This window comes from Anaerobiospirillum sp. NML120511 (genome assembly GCF_023050955.1).
Classification (GTDB): Bacteria; Pseudomonadota; Gammaproteobacteria; order Enterobacterales; family Succinivibrionaceae; genus Anaerobiospirillum.
The window spans coordinates 55,329-77,579 of record NZ_JALKIK010000010.1; the positions used below are offsets into that span (position 1 = coordinate 55,329).

Consider the following 22,251-nt stretch of genomic DNA (forward strand, 5'->3'; position numbering starts at 1 on the left):
ATCAGGTCAGATAACAGGAAAAATCCCGGGAGTGTGTTCCCGGACTTATGGCCCGCTTTGAGGATGTGTGATGAGTTGGTGCAGGCAGTGTAAAGGACGGATGTAACTGGCTTTAAGAGTATGTATGGAACTTTGACAGTGATACCTGGCCCGTTGTGTGCTTGCCAGTACCTCAGGGCATGTTCTGCTCGCACAGACAGTCTGATTTCTATCTGATAAAATGGCCAGATAAGGCTGGCCTCAGTTACAAGATCTGTCTGAGCCTGTAAAGGGTATAAATTCTGCCACAGGGCAGGGGTTCGCTTTTGGAAGTGGAGAAAGCAGGGTGCAGTTAGGTTACCGTTCTGTTTCATTCGATTTGCACGGCAATGAATATGTTGCGCTGCAGGGAGCCAATGACAAGTTTCTGGCTTTGCAGGGTCCGGTCAAGACCAACAAGTCCCGCATTACCCGTCAGTTTAAGAGCACCCAGATCTTTCACGACCTGGCCCCTAACAACATTCTCGAGGGCATCTCTCTCAAGTCCAACAATGAGTACACCTCAGCTGTTTTTGGCTATGAGAATGTAGGTGAGTTCAAGAACTTCCTGTCTGTAATCGATCCCCACCTGCAGTACGCCAATGGCAAGAAGCTTGGTCGTGCCATCGCTCTTCTGCACCAGGACACCCTGACCGGTCCGGAAAAGGACAAGGCCGAGCAGCGTCGTGACGTTATTCATGACAAGCTCACTGCCTACCTGACCAAGGGCCCTCGTTTCAATCACGAAACTCCAATTCTTTCTGCCATTATTGACCGTATTGACGGCCTTGCTGACTACAAGCTCACCCGCCGCTACGGTGGTCTGCGCCTTGATAATGTCTTCCTGACCAGCTCAGGCAATGTCATCTTAAAGCCAAGTGCTTCCTGGGGCTTTGGTGACGCCATTGAGGACCTGGTACTCTTTGAGTGTGAAGACGCCGGCCAGATGCCTTGCGTTGTAGCTGGTGTAATCGACGGCTACTTTGGCGGTGTCAATGTTCCGGCCAATTTCTGGGTAGGCTTTGCTGTCTACAGCGCCATTTATGCCCTGACCCGTTGCTCAGAGCATGCCCGTCGCTCACGCGCCGAGCAGGAGCGCATGGTGGCCCAGTCCCGTCGTATTCTCAACGACTTTGAAAACTTCAGCCGCCCAATCCCACGCTGGTACCGTTCCAACATAGTAAAGAAGGCCCGCGCCGAAGTCCGCCGCCTCGGCATGTAGGTCAGATGGCGATGCCGTCCCGCCTCCAGCCAGCCGACCGGCCCGAGCCTGAAGGCTCAGGCCGGTCCTATAAGCAAAACGCCCTGATGAGTGATCATCAGGGCGTTTTGCGTAATTGGGCCTCTCACTTAACCCCATGTCCGGCTGACCCGGTCACAAGGTCAGGAACCGGGCTGTGCTGCAGGGCCACAATTAGGGGATGCAGCCTCAGGGCATTTCGCGCCCTTGCCTGCAGCGCTCCACCTGCTGCAGCAGCCGCAGCAGAGGCAGGGCAGGCACGCAAGGAACGCCGTGGCTGCCGGCCAGGCTGTTATGACAGGCCAGAGATGAGCATGCGTACGGATACGAGGAACATGGCCACAGCGAAGATACGCTTTAAAGTGGCAGGAGATACACCTTTACCGATCTTTACACCCAGTGGGGCAGTGATAATGGACATTGGGATAACGCAGGCTACGGCCAGCAGGCTGACATAGCCTATGGTGAAAACTGGGGCATTATCAGGGGTTACACCGGTAAAGAAGAGCACCAGAGCTCCCGGGATACCTACAAAGAGGGATACGGCAGAGGAAGTGCCTACTGAGCGGTGAGGCTTTTCGGAACAGGCATTGAGCACAGGAACAGTAAGGGTACCGCCACCTACACCAAGCATTACTGACAGAAAGGAAATACAGAAGGCTATGATGCGCTGACCGAGCTTGCCTGGCAGGGAGTCAAACATAGGCTTGGCTTTGGCACGGAAGAAGGTGTTGAGGCTGTTGAGCAGCATCATGGAGCCAAAGAGGATTACCAGCCACTTGCCGCCATAGAAAGATGAAATCAGGGAACCGGTGAGCACACCAATAATCAGGCCTGGAGCCCAGGTTTTGATGGTCTCCATATTGGTGTTGCCATTGCGGTACTGGGCAAGGGCTGCAGTAATGGAGGTAGGGATCATACAGGTAAGGGAAGTACCTGTAGCCAGCATCATGGCCACTGAAGGATCGACGTGAAAGGCCGAAGTAAAGATGTAGTAAAAGACAGGTACGAAGATAATGCCGCCGCCAATGCCCAGCAATCCGGCAAGAAAGCCACCAGCCAGGCCGCAGACCGCCAGTATTGCCACGGTAGAGATAAGCTCACTCCATTCAAGTCCAAACATGATTAACCTCGATAAAAGCTGGCAGCCCCATCATCCACTCCCAGTAAATCTCAATCCCACAAAACAAAGACCAAAGCCCCATAGCCCGGTCCATAAGTTGAGCAGCCCGGCAGTGTCAGTATGCTGCAGAGAAAACAACAGGCGCATTATGCGCCACTGCACTTATTAGTCAAATGATCTTGTCGGTCATGCTCCGTGCCGGAGCTGATTGCAGCCTCCATGTGCGGGCCGAGACCAGAAAGACTCTCTGCTCCACCAGTGGCTGAGCCCCATAGATAAGGGGAACAGGCAGCCCCCACATTCAGACAGTACCCGGTTTTGAGTAATGCGCATGAGCTGGACAGCAGTCATCAGGTCAACTCAAAGGGGACAGGGAGCCAGGCTTTGATCTCAAGGGCGGCTGTTTGATTGTGCTCAGAGCAATTGCCTTGCAGTGCCAATATACTGGAAATGCAGAAAGCATCAGGCGTGCTCCTCGGTCGAGCACGCCGCCAGCTGCTTTATCGGCAGACGGCCGGGGCATGATCTGCATGGCATCGCCTCTAACGAAAAAAGTATGGGGCCGGGAGTACAGTCCGAAAATCAGGACAGGGGCAATGTGGGGGCAATGTGTCTGCAGGCCCGATAGAAGCGGCTTTTGGGGCTGTTCAGGGGCCTGATTGTAAAATCTGGAAAAACTTTGAATTAAAGTGTTGACAAGGAATTTTGAAGTCTATATTATATGCACCCGTTGAGACATCACAGCAAGCAATTGCAGTGATAAACCTGCAGGGCGTCCTTAGCTCAGTTGGATAGAGCAACAGCCTTCTAAGCTGTGGGGCGAAGGTTCGACTCCTTCAGGACGCGCCAAGCGTCAACAGATTGATTTAATCTCTGGTGGCTGTAGCTCAGTTGGTAGAGTCCCGGATTGTGATTCCGGTTGTCGTGGGTTCGAGCCCCATCAGCCACCCCAGTGATTAAATTAGTCCCACTCTGCGGGAGTGGTGAAATTGGTAGACACACAAGATTTAGGTTCTTGCGCCTTAGGTGTAAGGGTTCGAGTCCCTTCTCCCGCACCATCCTAAAGCAAGAAATTCGGCAACCTTATGGTTGCTTTTTTTTCGTCTGAAGAAAATACATACATCGTGTATGTAAATAAAATCCTCATCCAGAACGCCTTATTCAGGCCATTTCACAACCACCTCCCTCCAGGGCGGCAAGCCCGTTAACTCATCTCCATCATGAGCCAGATGCTCACCTCTCCAGGCCCAGCGCCATATCTCATATCTCCCAATCCCAATACCTGGGCCATCACCACATCACTACCTCCCAATCCTGATACCTGGGCCATCACCACATCACTACCCCCCAATCCTAATGCCTGGGCTATCACCACATCGCTACCTCCAGGTGCCTGCCTCCACATCATCCAGATCTGAAAACCCTGTGATTCAGAATATGAAGTCATAATCGTGCACATGCACGGCCTATGCTGCAGCGTTCACTTCGTGTATGAAAGATAAGCCATTCATTTACGACCTATTCGCGCCAGGAAAGCACCTGTTATCGTTTTGCCAGTCTTTTAACCCCCGGCCAGCTCCACGGTCACAATAATGACGGGTGGTTGGATAAGAGGCCTGACTCTGTGACAGTGTGTAGGGGGGCACGGCGTGAGCGTACGTCGATATGAAGCTTATATATATGAGATTTTAAAAGCAGTTTAGTAGCGCATGTGTTAATTCATGTGCTTGTGGCACGTACATTGCTGATGGTGAATATATACAGGATCATGTCCCAACGTGACTATGCAATAAAACACCAGGTTAGCGGCCGTCAAAGGCCATAAAGGGAGATCGGATATGGCTCTTTACGTCAACACGAACGTCAGCTCCATCAATGCCCAGCGCAAGCTGAGCAATGCCACTCTGAGCTTAAATACCTCATACCAGAGACTGTCCTCAGGCCTGAGAATCAACTCAGCCAAGGACGACGCTGCCGGTCTGCAGATCTCCGACCGTCTGACCTCCCAGATTAACGGCCTCAACCAGGGCAACCGCAACACCAATGACGGTATCGCCCTTGCCCAGACCATCGAAGGCGCCTTGGACGAAACCACCAACATGCTCCAGCGCATCCGCGTGCTGGCTGTCCAGTCCGCCAACGGCACCAACTCTGCTTCTGACCGCAAGGCCCTCCAAGAGGAAGTCACCCAGCTCTCCCAGGAAATCAACCGTATCGCCCGCCAGACCACCTTTGCAGGTGCTACCGTAATTAATGGTGGTCGAGTTTCTGATAAGAATGGTGCTGATGCTTATCTCAATAATAAGACAAGTCTTATTCCTAGTGCTGGTAGCGCAAATGCTGGAAAGATTGTCTTCCAAGTCGGTGCTAACGCTAACGATACCCTTACTTTAAATTGGGATAAGGCATTTACAATGTCTGGACTGGCCGCAATGGCAGGTCTTGGTGCAGCTGTAAAAATTAATAATGCCCCTGTTAATGCTCAAAAGGGTATTGTTATAGACGGTAATGCTAATTCTGAAGTCCGTTGGACTATTTCTGCTGCATCATTGGCAACAGCTACTCTTGCTAACATTGATTCTGTTATCCAGGCCGTAGACTCACGTCGTGCTGAGCTTGGTGCTCTCCAAAATCGTATGGAAAGTACCATTCGTAACCAGGCTTCCATTTCTGAAAATGAGGCTGATGCCCGCAGCAGAATTCGTGACACAGACTTCGCCTCTGAGACCGCTGCTCTGACACAGAACAACATCATTCAGCAGGCTTCTCAGACTGTTTTAGCCCAGGCTAACCAGCGTCCTACCATCGCTCTGAGCCTGTTAGGTCAGTAATACAGATTTCTTCTCCCTTTATCATCAAGGCGGGTTTATCCCGCCTTTTTGCATTTATGCATATTTAAATTCGTGGCACAGGCATTGCAGCCTGACAGGTAGAATTATGCTCATGTCATGGACATGATTGATGATAAGAGAAGATTAGCAGTGGCCGAACAGGGCCATACAGGGAGATAGAATATGGCTCTTTACGTCAACACGAACGTCAGCTCCATCAATGCCCAGCGCAAGCTGAGCAATGCCACTCTGAGCTTAAATACCTCATACCAGAGACTGTCCTCAGGCCTGAGAATCAACTCAGCCAAGGACGACGCTGCCGGTCTGCAGATCTCCGACCGCCTGACCTCCCAGATTAACGGCCTCAACCAGGGCAACCGCAACACCAATGACGGCATCGCCCTTGCCCAGACCATCGAAGGCGCTCTGGACGAAACCACCAACATGCTCCAGCGCATCCGCGTGCTGGCAGTCCAGTCCGCTAACGGCACCAACTCTGAAGCAGACAGAAAAGCACTTCAGGAAGAAGTAACTCAGCTTTCCCAGGAAATCACCCGTATTGCAAATCAGACCACTTTCGCCGGTCAGGAAATCCTGCTTGGTAAGGATAAAGGCCTGATTCCAACAGACGGCAAGCTCACCTTCCAGGTAGGTGCCAACGCCGGCAACACCCTGACATTAGACTGGACTGAACCATTTACTTTAAGTGGCATCGCTGACCAGGCTGCGATTAAGTCAGCTGATCAGACCGATCAAAATGCAAAGTATGGCCTCATGAAAGATGCCAAAAATGGCAATGCAATCCGCTACACAATTTCTACTGCTTCCAGAGCAACTTATGCTTTAGAGCACATCGACAAACTGATTCAGGCAGTTGATTCCAAGCGTGCTGGACTGGGTGCTTTACAAAACAGAATGGAGAGTACCATTCGCAATCAGGCTAACATCTCTGAAAACCAGGCCGATGCCCGCAGCAGAATTCGTGACACAGACTTCGCCTCTGAGACCGCTGCTCTTACTCAGAACAACATTATTCAGCAGGCCTCACAGACTGTTCTTGCACAGGCTAACCAGCGTCCTACCATCGCACTGAGCCTGTTAGGCGGTTAACAGATTTCATTGTCTTTTATCATCGAGGCGGGGTTATCCCGCCTTTTTTGTTTGTGGATTGTGCCTGTCTGCTGGGATGCCTGCCTTGCTGCCTGTATGACTGCTTGCATGGATGGCTGTCTGCCTGCCTGCTTGCCTGGCTGTCTGCACGATTGGCTGCTTGCTGGTTTGCAAGTTGTGCTGTTGTTTGACTGAGTGTGGCCTTGTTTTGTTGAGATTTGTCGGGGCTGGTCTGTCAGGAGATGATGGTTGGGCGGGGGTGGCTGGGCTTTGGTGTTTTGCAGCTGAATTTTTGGACTGTACAGGGTAAAATGACGGATTGTCTGTCGTTTGGGGCGGGGTTTTTCTTCTGGTGGGGCTGTGTTTTTTTTGTGGCCGGACTGGATGACTGTCACTTTGCTGCTGGCGATGGACGTGGAGAGGGCTTGTGGTTTCTGGATGCGCTCCGGGAGCTGTCGGTGGTTTCTTTCCTTATTCTTTCTTTTCTTTCTTTGTTTTGTTTGGGTTTTGGGGCTGTTTTGTGTCCGGGGAGTGATTTGTCTCTGGTGAGGCATGGGGCCCGGGGCCCGGTCCTGGATGAAACGCTCGGTCAGAGCTTGACAGCTGTTGCAGGTGATTATGGCTAAAAACAAGTACGGAACTACATGGTGGGGTCAGAAGTGGCTGGATTCCCTTACCGGTATTGATAATGCCAACCGTATTCCGCGCGGTCTTACCTATGCCCGCAATGACTCGGTTTTCAATCTCAAGGTCGATCCTGACAAGGCTATGATTTCTGCCTTTGTGGTGGGCAAGTACTGCCCTTACTACAAGGTCGAACTCAAGTTTGAGCGCGTCAAGGCCGAAAAGACCCGTCAGTTCATGGATGCCGCCGCCCGCGACCTCTCCGTGGTCTCGGGCCTTGCCAACCGCAAGCTGGCTCCGCGTCTTTTTGACATTGCCACCGAACTTGGTATCAAGCTCTTCCCAACCTCATGGCATGACGTGTCCATGACCTGTACCTGCCCGGATTTTGCTGTACCGTGCAAACACATTGCCGCCGTAATTTACGTGGTCAGTGAGTTTATCGATACCAATCCTGTCATGTACTTCAACCTGCTGGGTATCGACATTATCGAAGAGCTTGAGAGCCGCGACATTTTCGCCGCGCATGAAGAGGCCCTTGAGACTCCGGCTCAGGTACTGTGCTTCCGTGACGCCCTGCTGCTGCCAAAGGACATTGTCAGCCGCGCCCGTGAAAACGACTACGAGCTTATTCTCACCCCGGTAAGCCCTAATGATGCCGAGGTGCTTTATCTTGACGATAATCTGCTGTCCTATGAGGATCGTGATACCGTTTTTGATGTTTCTCTGCGCAACAGAATCAATGACATCCGTCGTCGTGAAAATGCCCGTGATGCTCTGCTGGCCACCCGTGATGAAAGCCGTGAGGTGCTCGATCACTGTGTAGCCATTGCTCAGGAAAAGCGCGAGGAGTATGAGGAGCTCGAAAAGAACTGCGGTGCCCTGCCTAAGACCCGAGGCCGTCAGTCAGCCCGCAACAAGGCAATACTGTCCTTGCTTGAGGATACCCGCAACGAACTTGAGGCTCTGACCGACAAGGAAAAGCAGGCCCGTGCCCGCTTTATCAAGGCCGATGCTGACCTGAAGATCAACGAAAAGGAAATTGAAGAGCTCCAGGAGCAGACTGAAGTTGAAATGAAAGACTATCAGTCGCGCATCAACCGCCTGCTGCGCTATGGCTATGATCCTGATGAGGCAGAGACCAGCTTTTCTGACATCAAAGTGCTCAATGCCGATGGCAGCGACGGCAAGCTTAACTTCAGCATTATCGACAGTGCCGATGCTGACGAAGCAGCCATTGACGATGAAGATGCGGTCGATGCTGTTATTGCCCAGGACGAGACTGGCATTGACGTGCGCCGTTATCAGGGCAGTCTGCATGATCTCGAGCGCATGACCTACGAGGCCATACCTGACATGGGCGATTCCATTCTGGCCCTGTATGGTCAGTCTCCAGCCGGCTTTACCCATGGCAACCTGCGTGAACTCATTAACCGCACCCTGGAGCGTGCCCAGAAGATGGCTGAGGGCCAGCTGCGCGATGTCAGCGAACGCACCATGTTCAGCATCAATCACGACCACCATCCTTTCATCAAGGACAAGCTCTTTGATAGCTGGTGCGCAGCTACCAGCCAGCCTGCAGACAATTTCTCCCGTGACCCGATCAGCTCCCACGGCTATTTCTCGCGCTCACCTTTCTTCTTTATGAGCCGTCGTGGTCTGCTCGAGCTCAATGATGTCACCTGTGTGGTGATCAAGGGTCGCAAGGGCAATACTCTGTCCACCATGCATGTGCTGCCGCCTGACAACAGCATTGTCGCATCTGCAGGCGAGCTGACTGCGGCCGTGCTCAAGCATGCCTCAGGTAAGGAGCTGGCTATCGAGGACAGTGAGAACAGCGGTCTTTTCAATATCTTCTCAGGCTATGTAAAAAACACCGAGATGCTGCGCAGCCTGACTGCTGACGTAAACATACTCTATTCTCTGTGGTTTATTGCCACCAGTCTGGTTAAAAACAGGGCCATTGCGCCTCGTCTTATTGTCAATTACGACAATGATCTGCAGGCTCTGTGGTATCCGGCTACCTGCTCTGAGGAAATCAGGTCTCTGGTGACCCAGGTAGGTCTTGCTCTGCAGGGCTTTGAGCAGTTTATCTACAACCGTCTTGACCGTCAGTACTACATGGATCCGCTCTTCCTTGGTGAAATGGTACTGGTGCCTTTTATTCAGTCCTACATCAGCTGGGCTTTTACCCAGGAGACCAGAACCAATCTCAGTCTGCCTGAGCTCAGAGTTATCCTGGGAGCCGAGTCTGTAGACAGCGACAGCAATGACCTTGAGACCCGCAGCCTGCGTCTGCGTCTTGAGAGCTATCTGTCCACACCAAATCACTCTCAGAACCGCTTTACTCCTGTGCTGCGTTTTGTTGATATTTCTGATCTTTCTCCTTTCAGCGACAGCGTCTTTACTCACCTTATTGAGGAAGTACGCATGCAGTCCATGAAAGAAAGGGAGATTCAGGAAGATCTGCTGCTTGAGTATGCCCGCAAAAATCTCGATAAGTCCATGGTGCGTCCTGGTATGACAGATGAGGAGATAATGCATCTGTTCTACGGCGATGATGACAGTGACCAGGAATACTACGAGGACGATGATCTGGGCTCTGATTCGCTCTTTGGCAACTGCGATGGCATTGGTATGGAGTTTGGCTTCATGAACCTGCCTGATGAGGTGGTAAACGCCCTGCATCAGTCAGGCTGCAGCCATGTATTAGACGACACCGGCTTTGTCTCCCTGCATAATGTAGTTGAGATTGAGGCTTTTAAGTCCATACGTCAGGAATGTCTGCGTACCTTAAGCCGTCTGAGCGTTCAGGCTCCAGAGCTTGAGGGTCTTTACACTAACAAGTTCAATGTCGAGATTCTGCCTCTGACCCGTGTCTATCAAACTGTATGCTCAGCCCGCAATGTGCTGGCTCTGATGGGCGTCAGACTGGTCATGCCAAAGCATCTTATGAACATGCTCATGCCTAAAAAGGCCCTGCACATGTCTCTGCCTGATGGCAAGATCAATGAGTCTCAGGGCTTTATGAGCATGTGCGAGCTCATTAACTTTGACTGGTCCATTGCTGTAGGCGATCACTCTCTTAGTGACAAAGAGTTCAGGATTCTCATGGCCAATGCCGGCAAGGTAGTGCGCTTCAAGAACTCCTTTATCTACGCTGATCCTGAAATGTTGCGCAAGCTTGATGAAAGCTATCGCCAAAAGGCGCGTGAGCTGCAGCGTCAGGAGCTGCTCAGCGCTCTGCTGACCGGAACCATTGATGACACTGAAGTCATGTATTCAGCTCAGCTGCGTGAGGCTCTTGATCATATGCTCAGGGATCAGGAGGTGGCTCTGCCTGAGGGCATTAAGGCTACCCTGCGTCCATATCAGTTACGCGGCTATGAGTGGCTGCTGCGCAACGCCCGTATTGGTCTTGGTTCTATCCTTGCCGATGACATGGGTCTTGGTAAGACTCTGCAGGTCATCTCTGCCTTGTTCAAGCTCAAGGAGGAGGGCAAGATCACAACTGAGCGTCCGGCTCTGGTTATTGTTCCTACTTCGCTTATTACCAACTGGGTACGTGAAGTGGCCCACTTTGCCCCTGAGATGACAGTGCATGTCTTCTATGGCCAGACTGATCTTGTAGTGGGTGATACTGACATCATTCTGACCTCCTACGGTACTGCCCGTTCCCGTATCAGCAAGCTCAAGAAGCATGAATACAGCATGGTGGTCATTGACGAGGCCCAGGCCATTAAGAGCATGACCACAGCACTGAGAAAGGCGCTTCGTGATCTGGTGGCAGACAATTTCATTGCCATGTCCGGTACTCCTGTTGAGAACAGACTGCTTGAGTACTACTCCATTCTTGACTTCGTCAACCGTGGTGCTTTTGGCTCGGTATCGTACTTCAACAACCGTTTTGCTGCTCCAATTGAGCGCAACCATGACCATGAGGCCATTAACGACTTTAAGAAGCTCACCGCTCCTTTTATCATGCGCCGCCTCAAGTCTGACAAGAACATTATTTCTGATCTGCCGGAAAAGATTACCTCTGATCAGTACTGTGCTCTGACTCCATTCCAGGCAAGTCTGTACCAGGTATGTCTTAACGATGCCATGGACAAGCTAAGACGTCTTGAGGATGACCATATCACTGAGCAGGTTGAGAAGGACAGAATGCGCAGTGCTATCATCCTGGGCATGATTCAGGGACTCAAGGCTATCTGTAACTCACCTGCTCAGTATCAGCCCAAGGGCAATCACGACCCGGCAGATTCTGGCAAGGTTCAGCGTCTTATTGAGCTGCTCGATGAGATTATGGATGCCCGTGGCAAGGTGCTTATCTTTACCCAGTCAGTAATCATGGGCAATATGCTGCGGACCATTATTTCCGAGCACTTCGGGCGTGAGGTCAACTTCTTCCATGGTGGCCTGAGCCGTACGGCCCGTAATGAAATTGTCGATAAGTTCCAGAACGATCCGTCCGACCGTATCCTGCTGCTCTCGCTGCGTGCTGCCGGTACGGGCCTTAACCTTACCGAGGCCAATTACGTCATTCACTTTGACCTCTGGTGGAACCCGGCCGTGGAAAATCAGGCTACTGACCGTGCCTACCGTATTGGCCAGAAGAAGAATGTTCAGGTCTACAGATTTATCTGTGCCAACACCTTCGAGGAGCGTATCAACGACATGATCAGCTCCAAGCGTGATCTGGCTGACCTGTCCGTGGTTACAGGCGAGACCTGGATTGGCAATATGTCCAACGCTGAGATCTCCAGTCTCTTCAGGCTCTCGGAATAATACATTCAGCCCATGGCCGTGCCGTTCGGCCCGGCCTGGTCCTGGCACGGGCCAATGTCCGGGCACAAAAAAGCCTGCAGGTGTAAGCCTGCAGGCTTTTTTTATCGGGCCAGGATCGGGGCGCCAGCGGCGGCACGGTCCTGGGCCTGGCGCGGCCACGGCCATGGCTGGGGCCATGGTCCGGGCGGTTAGAAGTGCCAGCGGATACGGGCGTTGGCGTTGAGGCCGTGAGCGCCGTCGGTGGTGGCAGAGGCACCCAGGCCCAGATCGACTGTAATGTCGGCTGCAAGGCGCTTGCTTACCGAGCCGTTGAGGCTGAAGCTGGTCTCGTGTTCGCCTGGAATCTCATAGGAGATATAGCCCTCAGCGCTGGTCAGGTTTACGCCGACCTTGTCATTGGAGTTCCAGACATTGTTGCGGGCCGTGGCCTGCAGCATATAGCCCCAGGACTCATGGGCGCCCTCAAGCTCTACGCCAACACCAAGGTCCAGGGTTACCTGGTTCATGGAGTCACGCTTGATAAAGTCGGACTCGCTCTTGTTGACACGGTTAAAGCCCAGGTCAGCCAGGATCATTGGCTTGATGCTGTACTCACCCTTCTTGAAGTGATACTTGAAGTAGTTGCTGCTCATGAGCATGAAGCTGCGCTCATCAAAGGTCTGTTCGCCCAGTGAAACCTCAGGAGTCATGCTGCGGTCATTCACGAGATAACCGCCGGTGAGATAGCTCTGCAGCTCAAAGCCGTTTTTCTGCTCGAGGGACATATAGCCGGTGAGGCTGTACATCATACCCTCATCGCTGGCTCCCTCATCGGTATTGTCCACACTGGTGACGCTGAAGGCACCGCCCAGCACCATGCGGCCTCTCTCAACCTCCAGCACGCGGTCAAAACCAAGATTGGAGCTGACTACGCGCTCCTTGCGGGTGCCGTCCTTTTGCAGTCCGGTGCTGATATCAACGAACATGCTGTCGTTGAGGATCTGCTCGTCTGTCTTTCTGGACATTGCCATGGCGCTGGCGGCATCACCTGCGGCGGCCACAGGAGTGTAGGTGGCAGTGGCAGAGCGTACCGGGCGGCGTAAGGAAGCCAGACGTGAGTCAATGGCTCCGCGTACTGGCGCAATGACAGTGCTCTTTTTGAGAGTCCTGGCTGCAGCCTGCTTCATGTTATCAGTGCGCTCAACAATGGCGGCCAGGGCCTGGGCGCCGGCCTGAGGATCCTTGTTGCTCAGGGCATCCTTAAGGGCTACTTCCTGATACTTATTAGGACTTTTCTCATTGTGAGTAATGATGGCACTGATGATTTGCTCAGCACGTGGATTGGTGCTGGTCTGCAGGAATTGGTGCAGAGCAGGTGGCATGTCTACAGGGCCATTGCCATTGCCATCCTCTCCGCCCTCAGGACCGGCATCTGGATCAGTATCCGGCCTGTTGTCAGGGTTGAGATCCTTGAAGGTGAAGAAAATCTGATTACCCTCGCTGCGGGTATCAACGTCAATATCCTCACCGCCGCTGGTAAAGGAGATGTCCTTGTTAAGACGCTCGTCCTTGAGCTCACCTGCGCGCAGCAGCACCTGCTCCTCATTAAAGGAGACATTGGTCAGGGACAGATAGTCATTGGAGAAATCTGCCTTGATATGGGCTGTTGGCTCCAGGGTAAGTGAGGTGACATCAAGGCCCACCCACTCACTGGCACGTGAGTTGACATGGCCAGGATTCAGGTCACCCATGAACAGTTCATTGTTCACAGTGATATTGGCATCAGCTCTCTGAGTGCCGGCCGTGGTCAGATTGTCGATATATATTTTGCCGCTGGCATCAGAGCGCAGATTGCTGTCCAGAGTCCAGTGATGGACGTAGATAGAGCCATTGTTAAAGGCGTTCAGGGCACCCTGAGCAATGTAATCAGGCACGTAGAGCATGCCCTCTGACACATGGACATTCTGCACAGACATTTTGGAGTCAGTGCTGACGCTGATGAGATTCTTATTGGTATTGCCGGTGACAAAGATATCGCCCAGTACCAGCTCGGACTTGCCTGAAACCTTGATACCCTCATCCATGATGCGGGTAACCGAGCTACTGTTCAGGCTCTTGAAGGTAGAGCCGTCCTTGAGGTCAAAGCTTGCTGAGAAGCTTTGCATGGTGCTGGTGAAATGGCTGTTAGAGGCCTTAATGCGGCCTTCATAGTAGATAGTGTCATCAGCCTGGGATTTGCCCTGGTGGAGCTGCTGACGGAAATCAAAGCCATTACCGGCAGCAGTAACATTGTCACCCTGGAAGTAGTCACGGAATACAGCAGTATCGCCACCAAACTGAATATTGGAGTTTACGGCATCGATATTACCCAGGATACGGCTGTTACGGCCTACACCAATCTCAGCATTTTCAAGCTTGAGGGTACCGAACTGATAGGTACGGGTTTCCCAGTCAGGCTGCTGCAGGGAGTTAGGCTGATTGTCATTCTTGTAGTGACTGTTGAAGCGGTCATTGGCCTCTTTGTCAAAACTGGTGACATGGTTCATCCAGTAAGGATCGCAGATTACACCCGGGGTGTGGCACTTCTGCTTGCCCTGAATGGCATGACGTGTTGGCAGGCCCTGCATGGTGACACGGGCATTCTTGACTGTCATGTCACCATGAATGCTCATGCCGCCATCAAGAATGAGATGGCGCTTTTCAAATTTGTCTGCTGAGCTGGCCTCGCTGTCAAATTTGACATTGACATTAAGGCCCTCGGTGAAGCGGCCGTGGTAGGCATACTTCCAGGTAGGCAGCGTCAGGTCCAGATCAGCTCTGGTATTGGCCGTATTGGTAACTACAGTACCGGCATCGGATGCGGCAATACGCTGGAACTTCTGGGAGTGACCATTGAGATCGAGAGTACCGCCCCTGGTAGTAAAATAGATGTTGTTAAATTTATCGTCTTTCTTCAGGGCGTCCTGGTGTCTGAGCTTGATGGTGGCAAGACCGCTGGCCATGTAGATCTGGTTGAAAGACTGTTGAGCCACCAGCTCCACGGTGCCATTGCCCACCTTGAGATTATTGCCCTGGCTTTCATTGACAATAAGGGTGCCCTCGCCCACCTTGTGCAGGTTGTCGTTTGGATCGCCCTTAATGCTCCAGTTAACTTTAGTGCCCTTGCCAATGTCGATGCCGGCACCACGGTAGGTGAAGTTGGAGCCCTCAACTGTGTAGTTCTTGTTCTCATCAAAGACGAGACCGCCCACACCCAGATCAAGATTTTTCTGCAGGGTGATAAGACCGCCGCCGGTAAAGGTCATGTCCCTGTGGCGGTCAATGGTCTTTTGAGCTCCCGCAAGAGTGTACTCTCTGTCGGTAGTTGCCGAGAACAGCAGATTGCCCTGATTTAACAGCACCTTGTGGGTGTAGCGATCCTTGAACTTCTGTACAGAAGCCGGATGCCACTTGCTGTAAATCATGTAGTTGACGCCGCTGCTGCCGCCGCCAATACCGAGGAGCACACCTGCAATAACCCACTTTTGCAGCTTGTTATCCCACAGCAGTACAGCCGATCCGCTGTCACCGCCGGTGGTTTCGTTATAGAAATCAAAAAGCTTTACAAAATTTGCACGATCTCCGCCCGGGTTCCATGAATTTAACTTGTATATGGAACCGCTTAGCAGCTCAGAGCGATAGTCTGCTGATTTAAATTCAGTCTTTTTGCCCTTATAGGTGGTGTACAGAACACCGGCACCGGCTCGATAGGCCAGCACCATCTTCTTACCGTTGTAGACAACACCGTATCTGTCCAGGAACTCCTGATTGTTCAGGGTTACATCTACGGCATCGGTATATCCGGGAGTTTCAACTACATATTTGTTAAGTCTGACAATGGCAAAGTCATCATGAATGGCGGCCTCATCAGGCTTGGTATTGTAATCTGGCTTATAGATTGGGCGCTCGTGCATGCCATAGCTGCTGATACCCCAGAAAGGCTCACCAACGTCTTTTTTCCAGGCACCCCACTTTTTGTTGTGGGCAGCAGTAACGGCAAAGCCGCCACCTACATAGGTGGTAGGGCCGGTATTGGAAACAGGACGGAAATCAGGGAAGGGTACATTAGGCAGCTCGAGCATGTTGCCATTCTTGTCCATGATGGACAGACCGGTAGCACCGGGTACGAACATGCCCTTGTTCTGGCCAAAATCAAGGTAGTCACGGAACCAGAATTTGTCCAGATGCAGGTTATTGGCAGATACCTCAACGCTCACGCCCAGCACAACAGGAGGTATGACTGCAGGAAGGATGGCCGGAACAATAGCAGGCAGAATAGATTTGCGGGCCTTTAAGCTGCGCTCGTATTCAGGAGCGACAAAAGGCCTGGTGCTGGTGCTCTTTAGCATGGTACTGACTCAATAACCGTAGTGATATGGTCTGCCTGCATACACGGCTACTCCTTACCGCATAAGCCCGAATGTGCACGCCCACGCCGCAGCGCCCGGCAGACGCCGCGCCACAGCCGCGCCACGACATGGCGCCGCCAGGCTGCAGCGCAACCATGGCCGCAGCGCCAGTTTATGGCGCTGACAGGTCGGCACATTCAGTCTGGCAGACCAGACTTTCATAAGTGATATGGTCCACCTTTCCAATGCGGCTACTCCTTACCGCATCAGTCCGAGCTACCCAGGCCGCAGCTGCAGAACAACAGGCTGAAAAATGGGCGCATTCAGAGAAGTGGACGAAACTGTAATATTTTATCTGAATCTATGGCACGTCGTAAAATCGACAGTATTTATTTAAATCCTGTTTTCTCAATGTTGCCAGATATGACTAATATATGTTTACTAATGTGTGACAGGCCCTTTGAACAGGCATATATATCTAGTTTGACACTCTGATCTGACCGAAAATGCACTGAAGCAGTCAGGCGCAGATCTGGCTTTTTACAGTCACAGCGGAAGAAAAAGAATGTTTAAAAAATGACGAATTTTTTCTTTCCCAGTCATTTTTTTGGCCGCTTCAGCCCCTGGTAATGCCAGGAACTGCCAGGAAAACCGGCTCAACAGCGCATGAGCCGGCAACAAACCTGGCGCCGTCTGCCAGGACTCTGGATTCACGTAGGCTGTATGCCTTGAAGCTGTATGCCTGGAGGCAGGATGCATGGAAGCTGGACCATGCGCATGAACTGAAGCAGGGGGCCTGGTGAGACATGACCACTCACCGCCGCAGTCAGCTCCTGGGCTTATCAGGTCATGCCCAAGGTAAATTGTTGAAGCCATCTTGTTGAAGCCATGTAAGACCTGTCTGGTGACCCAGTGCAAAGGTCTGAGCATGATATGCCTGCACCATGGAGTGCTCTCTGGCATGAACTGCGACAGTGTCAGGCGTGTTCATGTACGTCGTGGGGCCGTCTTGCAGGCTTTGCTTTGCGGGCTACACCTTGCAAGCTACGCCTCTGCACTGTGCTGTGTTCAGACTGAATCCTGGACACCAGTCCATGCCCTGTACCACTCAATCTCACCATCCCTGTCCCCGTCTCAATATCAGATTAGCCCGATGTTCTGCACAGTCAGAGTAAATTGCAGCACTGGGCCTGTCAGCCTGGGCATCTCTGGGCCTGCCAATGTTCATACGAATGCGGAGGTGCCAGTGCAGCGCATGTGGCAGCGCCTGCGCAAGAGCTTGCGCATGCACCTGTTCCATTGTCAGAGCCGTCGTTTTCATCTGCTCCTGTGCCATTGACTGTACCTGGGGCGGTGCTGTTACGACACCTGCACCTGAGTTTGCGCCGGGAGCGGCTCCTGTTTATACAGCTCCGCCTGGGGCTGTGCCCGTGCTGGTGTCAGTTGCTGTTCAAATGCCTCTTTCAGTAGTTGTGAGCTTATACATAAGCAAAGGGCTGATGCTGTCGGTGCAGATGACGGCAGCGGGGGATGGGGCGATGGTCAGATGGGTTGTTGATGCCAGGATCGGGATGTGAAAAAGCCCTGCAGGGGCAGGGCTTTTTGGGGAGGCATCCCGTATGGGCGGCTTTTGTTTAGAAGTGCCAGCGTATGCGGGCATTGGCGTTGAAGCCCAGGGCACCGTCGGTGCTGGCGTCAGCGCCAAGACCGAGGTCCATGGTGACGTCAGCGGCCAGGCGCTTGCTCAGTGAGCCGTGTACTGAGAAGGAGGTGCTGTGCTGGTCAGGGATCTCGTAGGAGATATAGCCATGGGCATTTCTCAGGTTGATGCCTACAGTGTCATCTGAGTTCCAGACATTGTGACGTACTGTGCCCTGCAGCAGATAGCCGTAGGACTCGTGAGTGCCCTCAAGCTCAATGCCGGCACCCAGATCAAGGCTGATCTTAGACATGTCATCACGCTTCATAAAATCAGATTCGCTGCTGCCAACTCTGTTAAAGCCCAGATCCATCAGTACCATTGGCCTTATGGTTACAGGACCATGGTCCATGCGGTACTTGAAGTAATTGCTGCTCATCAGCAGGAAGCTGCGCTCATCAAAGTTCTGTTCACCAAGGGCAATCTCAGGGGTGAAGCTGCGGTCATTGACCATATATCCGGCAGTCAGATAGCTCTGCAGTTCAAAGCCCTCAGGCTGCTCCCAGGACAGATAGCCGGTCAGACCGTACATAGTGCCATCGTCTTTGGCATTGTAGTCAGTATTGTCTATGCTGCTCAGGTTCAAAGCGCCGCCGATCACCATACGGCCATTTTCTATTTTAAGAATACGGTCAAAGCCCACATTGGAGCTGATCACGCGCTCTTTGCGATCTCCGTCCTTCTGATAGCCGGTGCTGACATCGACAAAAACACTGTCGTTGAGCATCTGCTCATCACGCTTTTTGGACATGGCGCTCAGATTAGCGGCCTTGCCTGTTGCCGCTACTGGAGTATAGGCGGCAGTAGCAACACGCGCTGAGCGGCGCAGAGAGGCCAGACGTGAGTCTACGGCAGTACGCACCGGAGAGATAATGGTGCGGGCATCCAGAGTCTTTGCGGTACTGGTGTACATGTCATCAGTACGTTTGACAATGGCTGCCAGTGCCTGAGCACCGCGCTGAGGATCAGGATTGGACAGGGCATCCTTGATGGCCACTTCCTGGTACTTGTTCTTACCATTTTCATTGTGTGTAATGATTGAGGCCAGAATCTCTGGGGCACGTGGATTGGTATTTCCCTCTAGGAAAGCGTCAATTGCAGGGCTTGCAGGCAGCACAGGACCGCCATTGCCACCGCCCTGGCCGCTGCCATTGCCTCCGCCCTGGCCGCCGCCATTGCCAGAGTCATCGCCAGTGCCTCCAGATCCGGAGTCACCGTTGCCACCGTTGCCGGAGCCGTTACCGCCGTTACCGCCGTTGCCAGAGCTGTTATCGTTGAAAGCAAAGAGGATCTGGTTGCCGTCTTTGCGGCTGCTGACTGTGATGTCCTTGCCGCCGGTGGTGAATTTGATTTCCTGGTTGCTGCGCTCGTCGATAAGGTCGGCAGCGCGAATCAGGATGTTTTCATTATTGAAAGTCACATTTCTCAATGACAGATAGTCATTGGAGAAATCTGCCTTGATAGCTGCAGCAGGTCTTAAGGTAAGCTCCTGAACATCAAGGCCAACCCACTGGCCAGATGATGCACCTGGACGGCCGGGATTGACATCGTTCATGTTGAGCTCATCCTGAACGATTATGTTAGCCTTGGCTGACTGGGAGCCCTCGACATTGAGCTTTTCAATGTCGATACGGCCGGTTTTATCCGAGATGAGATTGCTGCTGTCCAGGGTCCACTGCTTTAGGTATATCTTTCCGTTGTTAAAGGCCTTTATGGCACCCTCAACAACATAATCAGGAACATAAAGCTCAGCGTCATCAACTAAAAGATTTTGGAAAGAAACTTTTGATCCTGTTTCAAAGCTGAAGAGATTTTTGTTTTTGGAACCAGAAACGACCACATCTCCAAGGATCAGCTTTGAGGTGGCGTCTACCTTGATGCCCTGGTCAAGAATGTGGGTAACGCTGCCGGTGTTCAGGCTTTCAAAGGAGGAGTTGTTCTTAAGGTCAAAACTGGCAGAAAACTCCTTCATGGTGCTGGTGAACTGACTGTCACTGGCCCTGATATTACCATTGAAGGTAATAGTGTCATCAGCGCGGGCAGTACCGTAATGGAGCTGCTGACGGAAGTCAAAGCCCAGACCATTGGCTGTGATGTTTTCACCGTAAAAGCCGTCGCGGAAGACAGGGTGATCTCCGCCGAAGTTAACCTTTGAGCCTGTAGCCTCAATATTGCCAATTACTGTGGCATTACGTCCTACATTAAGGCTGGAGTTCTCCAGGGTGAGCTTTTCAAATCTGTAGGTACGCTGCTCCCAGTCAGGCTGATCAAGGGAGTTTCTTTCGTTATTGGTCTTGTAGTGGGACTTGAACCTGTCATTGGCAGCCTTCTCCTCGCCTCTGACGTAGTCAACCCAGTATGGTTTACAGGTAGGGAATGGATAAGGGCAGCTGTCACGGCCCAGTACGGCATGTCGGGTAGGAGTGCCCTGCATGGTCAGCATGGCATTTTTGATACTTACCTGACCGAATATGTCCATGCCGCCATCAAGGATCAGATGCTTCTTTTCAAAGCGCTCGGATTCCGCCAGAGGTTTGTCATTTTTGACATTGACGTTCAGGCCTTTTGTGAACTGACCATGATAGGCATATTTCCAGTCAGGCAGAGTCAGGTCGATATTGGCGCGGGTACCTGCAGTATTGGTAATAACTGTGCCGGAATCAGAAGCAGCTATGCGCTGGAAGGTCTGGTCATTGCCGTTAACATCCAGGGTTCCGCCACGTCGGGTAAAGTAGATATTGTTGAAATTGCCGGACTTATTGAGGGCATCCCTGTTACGCAGCTTTACTGTAGCAAGGCCGCTGGCCATGTAAATCTGATTGAAGGAGTGCTGAGCGACCAGCTCGACTGTGCCGTCACCCACCTTGAGATTATTGCCCTGGGCAACATTGACAATCATGGTGCCACGGCCAATCTTATGCAGGCTGTCAGAAGGATTGCCCTGAATGTTCCACTCAACTGTAGAACCATGGCCAATATCTACACCGGCGCCCCTGAAGTTAAATCCGGTACCTTCAACCTTGTAGTTGTTGCCCTCATCAAAGATAAAGCCGCCAATACCCAGATCAAGATTCTTCTGCAGAGTAATAAAACCGCCGCCCCTGAAGAGCAGATCCTGCTTCCGGGTGAACTTATGCTGAGAACCGGCAAGCTCATACTGATCGTCGGCAGTAGTAGAGAAAAGCAGAGTACCGCCGCTTAAGGCTACATTGTGGGTAAACCTGTTCTTAATCTCATCGACCTTGCCCTGGTGCCAGCGGTTATAGACCTTGACATTAACTCCATTAAGATTGGCCATGCCCAGCAGGGTACCGGCTAAAACCCACTCCCCACGTTCATTGTCCCAAAGAAGGCCGCCTGAGCCGCTGTCGCCTTCGGTAGTGTGATTTTCAAAACTGAACAGGTTCTGAAAAACGGTCTGATTAGGGCCATTATTCCACTGATAGAGAACGTAAATCGAGCCTGATCTCAGTTCAGGTCTGTAAGATACATCTTTGAATGTTTTGCCGCCGCCAGCTGTTTTAACATTCAGCCAGCCAGAGCCGGCGCGATACATTAATATGCGCTTCTGGCCGTTAACCATCACTCCATAACGGTCGAGCTTCTGAGCATCGCTTAAGGAGTAGTCAACACCATGTCTGATTCCTGGAGTTTCGACTACGAACTTGTTCAGACGGGTTACAACAAAATCTGCATTGGCAGCATAGTCCTGCAGGCTGTATTTGGAAATGCCCCAGGACGGTGACTGGCTTGCTGTATGCCAGCTGCCGTTTGATAGCCTGTTATGAGTGGCAGTAACCATATAGGCACCGCCAATGGAGGTTACAGGTCCTTCATTGGAATAGGCATCAAAGTCAGGAAAAGGAACGTCAGGCAACACCAGGTCATTGCCGTTTTTGCCAGGAATGACCAGTCCGGTGGCTCCAGGTTTGAAAATACCCTCATTCTGGGCAAAATCCAGATAGTCTCGGAACCAGTGGTTGGCGATATTCATGTGGTTTGCTGAAACATCAGAAACAGCAAAAAGCAGTACCGGAGTAACTGCTACAGGCAGCAGTACCGGATATAACAGGGCTGGTTTTCTGTACTGACGCTTAACTACCGGATCGTCAGTTAATATTTTGCTTGAACTGTGTTGCATAGTTTATTTCAGCACGTGTGTACGATGATGCTCTCAGGCGGCCCTGGACTTAAAAGGCCGTTTTCAATCGACAGTGCGATTGAATTAAGGTGTTCTGGACAAACGTCTGCATTCTATCGCATGCAACAGCACAAACTGGCTGACAGGGTAAATATTGTCTGCAGTATCTATTTTAAAGCCTTGATAGATGTGATTTTTTACCAGTATGAAAACATTGTCGTCAGCAAAAATCAGCTTATCTATCATGTTGGTTGCGTACATGACATCTGATAATATTTTTCACCATATTGATACTATGCGTAACAATCAA

General features: G+C 51.8%; 10 protein-coding genes and 3 tRNA genes. 8 read left to right on the forward strand and 5 right to left on the reverse strand.

The annotated features are described in order from the left end of the window. Positions 1–325: 325 nt before the first annotated feature. Positions 326–1,240, forward strand: a complete 915-nt coding sequence (locus MXE39_RS04535; protein ID WP_246977565.1) for a hypothetical protein — start codon at positions 326–328, stop codon at positions 1,238–1,240. Between the two features lie 310 nt (positions 1,241–1,550). Here MXE39_RS04535 and MXE39_RS04540 read toward each other — a convergent pair whose 3' ends face one another. Beyond that, entirely contained in the window at positions 1,551–2,381 is an 831-nt protein-coding gene (locus tag MXE39_RS04540) for a sulfite exporter TauE/SafE family protein (RefSeq protein WP_246977564.1), read from the reverse strand. Between the two features lie 772 nt (positions 2,382–3,153). Between MXE39_RS04540 and MXE39_RS04545 the strand changes: the two genes are divergently transcribed. The 3 genes from MXE39_RS04545 to MXE39_RS04555 all read left to right on the forward strand — a co-directional run bounded on the left by MXE39_RS04545 (position 3,154) and on the right by MXE39_RS04555 (position 3,439). Continuing rightward, a tRNA-Arg gene (locus MXE39_RS04545) sits at positions 3,154–3,230 on the forward strand. A 27-nt stretch (positions 3,231–3,257) separates the two neighbouring features. Further along, positions 3,258–3,333, forward strand: a tRNA-His gene (locus tag MXE39_RS04550). A gap of 22 nt (positions 3,334–3,355) precedes the next feature. Then, positions 3,356–3,439 (forward strand) — tRNA-Leu (locus tag MXE39_RS04555). 146 nt (positions 3,440–3,585) lie between these two features. Here MXE39_RS04555 and MXE39_RS04560 read toward each other — a convergent pair. After that, positions 3,586–3,828: a hypothetical protein gene (locus MXE39_RS04560; RefSeq protein WP_246977563.1), complete on the reverse strand. Its 243-nt coding sequence runs from the start codon at positions 3,826–3,828 to the stop codon at positions 3,586–3,588. 391 nt (positions 3,829–4,219) lie between these two features. Here MXE39_RS04560 and MXE39_RS04565 point away from each other — a divergent pair, with 391 nt between their 5' ends. The 4 genes from MXE39_RS04565 (at position 4,220) to MXE39_RS04580 (ending at position 11,734) form a co-directional block, all read left to right on the forward strand. Continuing rightward, positions 4,220–5,212 (forward strand): flagellin, encoded by a 993-nt coding sequence (locus tag MXE39_RS04565; RefSeq protein ID WP_246977562.1) that lies wholly within the window; start codon positions 4,220–4,222, stop codon positions 5,210–5,212. Positions 5,213–5,395: 183 nt separating this feature from the next. After that, a complete protein-coding gene (locus tag MXE39_RS04570) occupies positions 5,396–6,322 on the forward strand; it encodes a flagellin (protein ID WP_246977561.1) in 927 nt (308 codons plus the stop codon). 242 nt (positions 6,323–6,564) lie between these two features. After that, the gene (locus tag MXE39_RS04575; RefSeq protein ID WP_247073813.1) at positions 6,565–6,948 is read left to right on the forward strand and encodes a hypothetical protein; all 384 of its coding nucleotides are present in this window, start codon (positions 6,565–6,567) and stop codon (positions 6,946–6,948) included. Next, a complete protein-coding gene (locus MXE39_RS04580; RefSeq protein WP_246977560.1) occupies positions 6,941–11,734 on the forward strand; it encodes a DEAD/DEAH box helicase in 4,794 nt (1,597 codons plus the stop codon). Before MXE39_RS04575 ends, MXE39_RS04580 begins: the two co-directional genes overlap by 8 nt. 188 nt (positions 11,735–11,922) lie before the next feature. Here MXE39_RS04580 and MXE39_RS04585 read toward each other — a convergent pair whose 3' ends face one another. The 3 genes from MXE39_RS04585 to MXE39_RS04595 all read right to left on the reverse strand — a co-directional run bounded on the left by MXE39_RS04585 (position 11,923) and on the right by MXE39_RS04595 (position 21,941). After that, complete coding sequence (locus tag MXE39_RS04585) at positions 11,923–16,101, reverse strand: S6 family peptidase (RefSeq protein WP_246977559.1); 4,179 nt, start codon at positions 16,099–16,101, stop codon at positions 11,923–11,925. 546 nt (positions 16,102–16,647) lie between these two features. Continuing rightward, the gene (locus MXE39_RS04590; RefSeq protein ID WP_246977558.1) at positions 16,648–16,815 is read right to left on the reverse strand and encodes a hypothetical protein; all 168 of its coding nucleotides are present in this window, start codon (positions 16,813–16,815) and stop codon (positions 16,648–16,650) included. Between the two features lie 920 nt (positions 16,816–17,735). Then, a complete protein-coding gene (locus MXE39_RS04595) occupies positions 17,736–21,941 on the reverse strand; it encodes a S6 family peptidase (RefSeq protein WP_246977557.1) in 4,206 nt (1,401 codons plus the stop codon). Positions 21,942–22,251 lie beyond the last annotated feature (310 nt).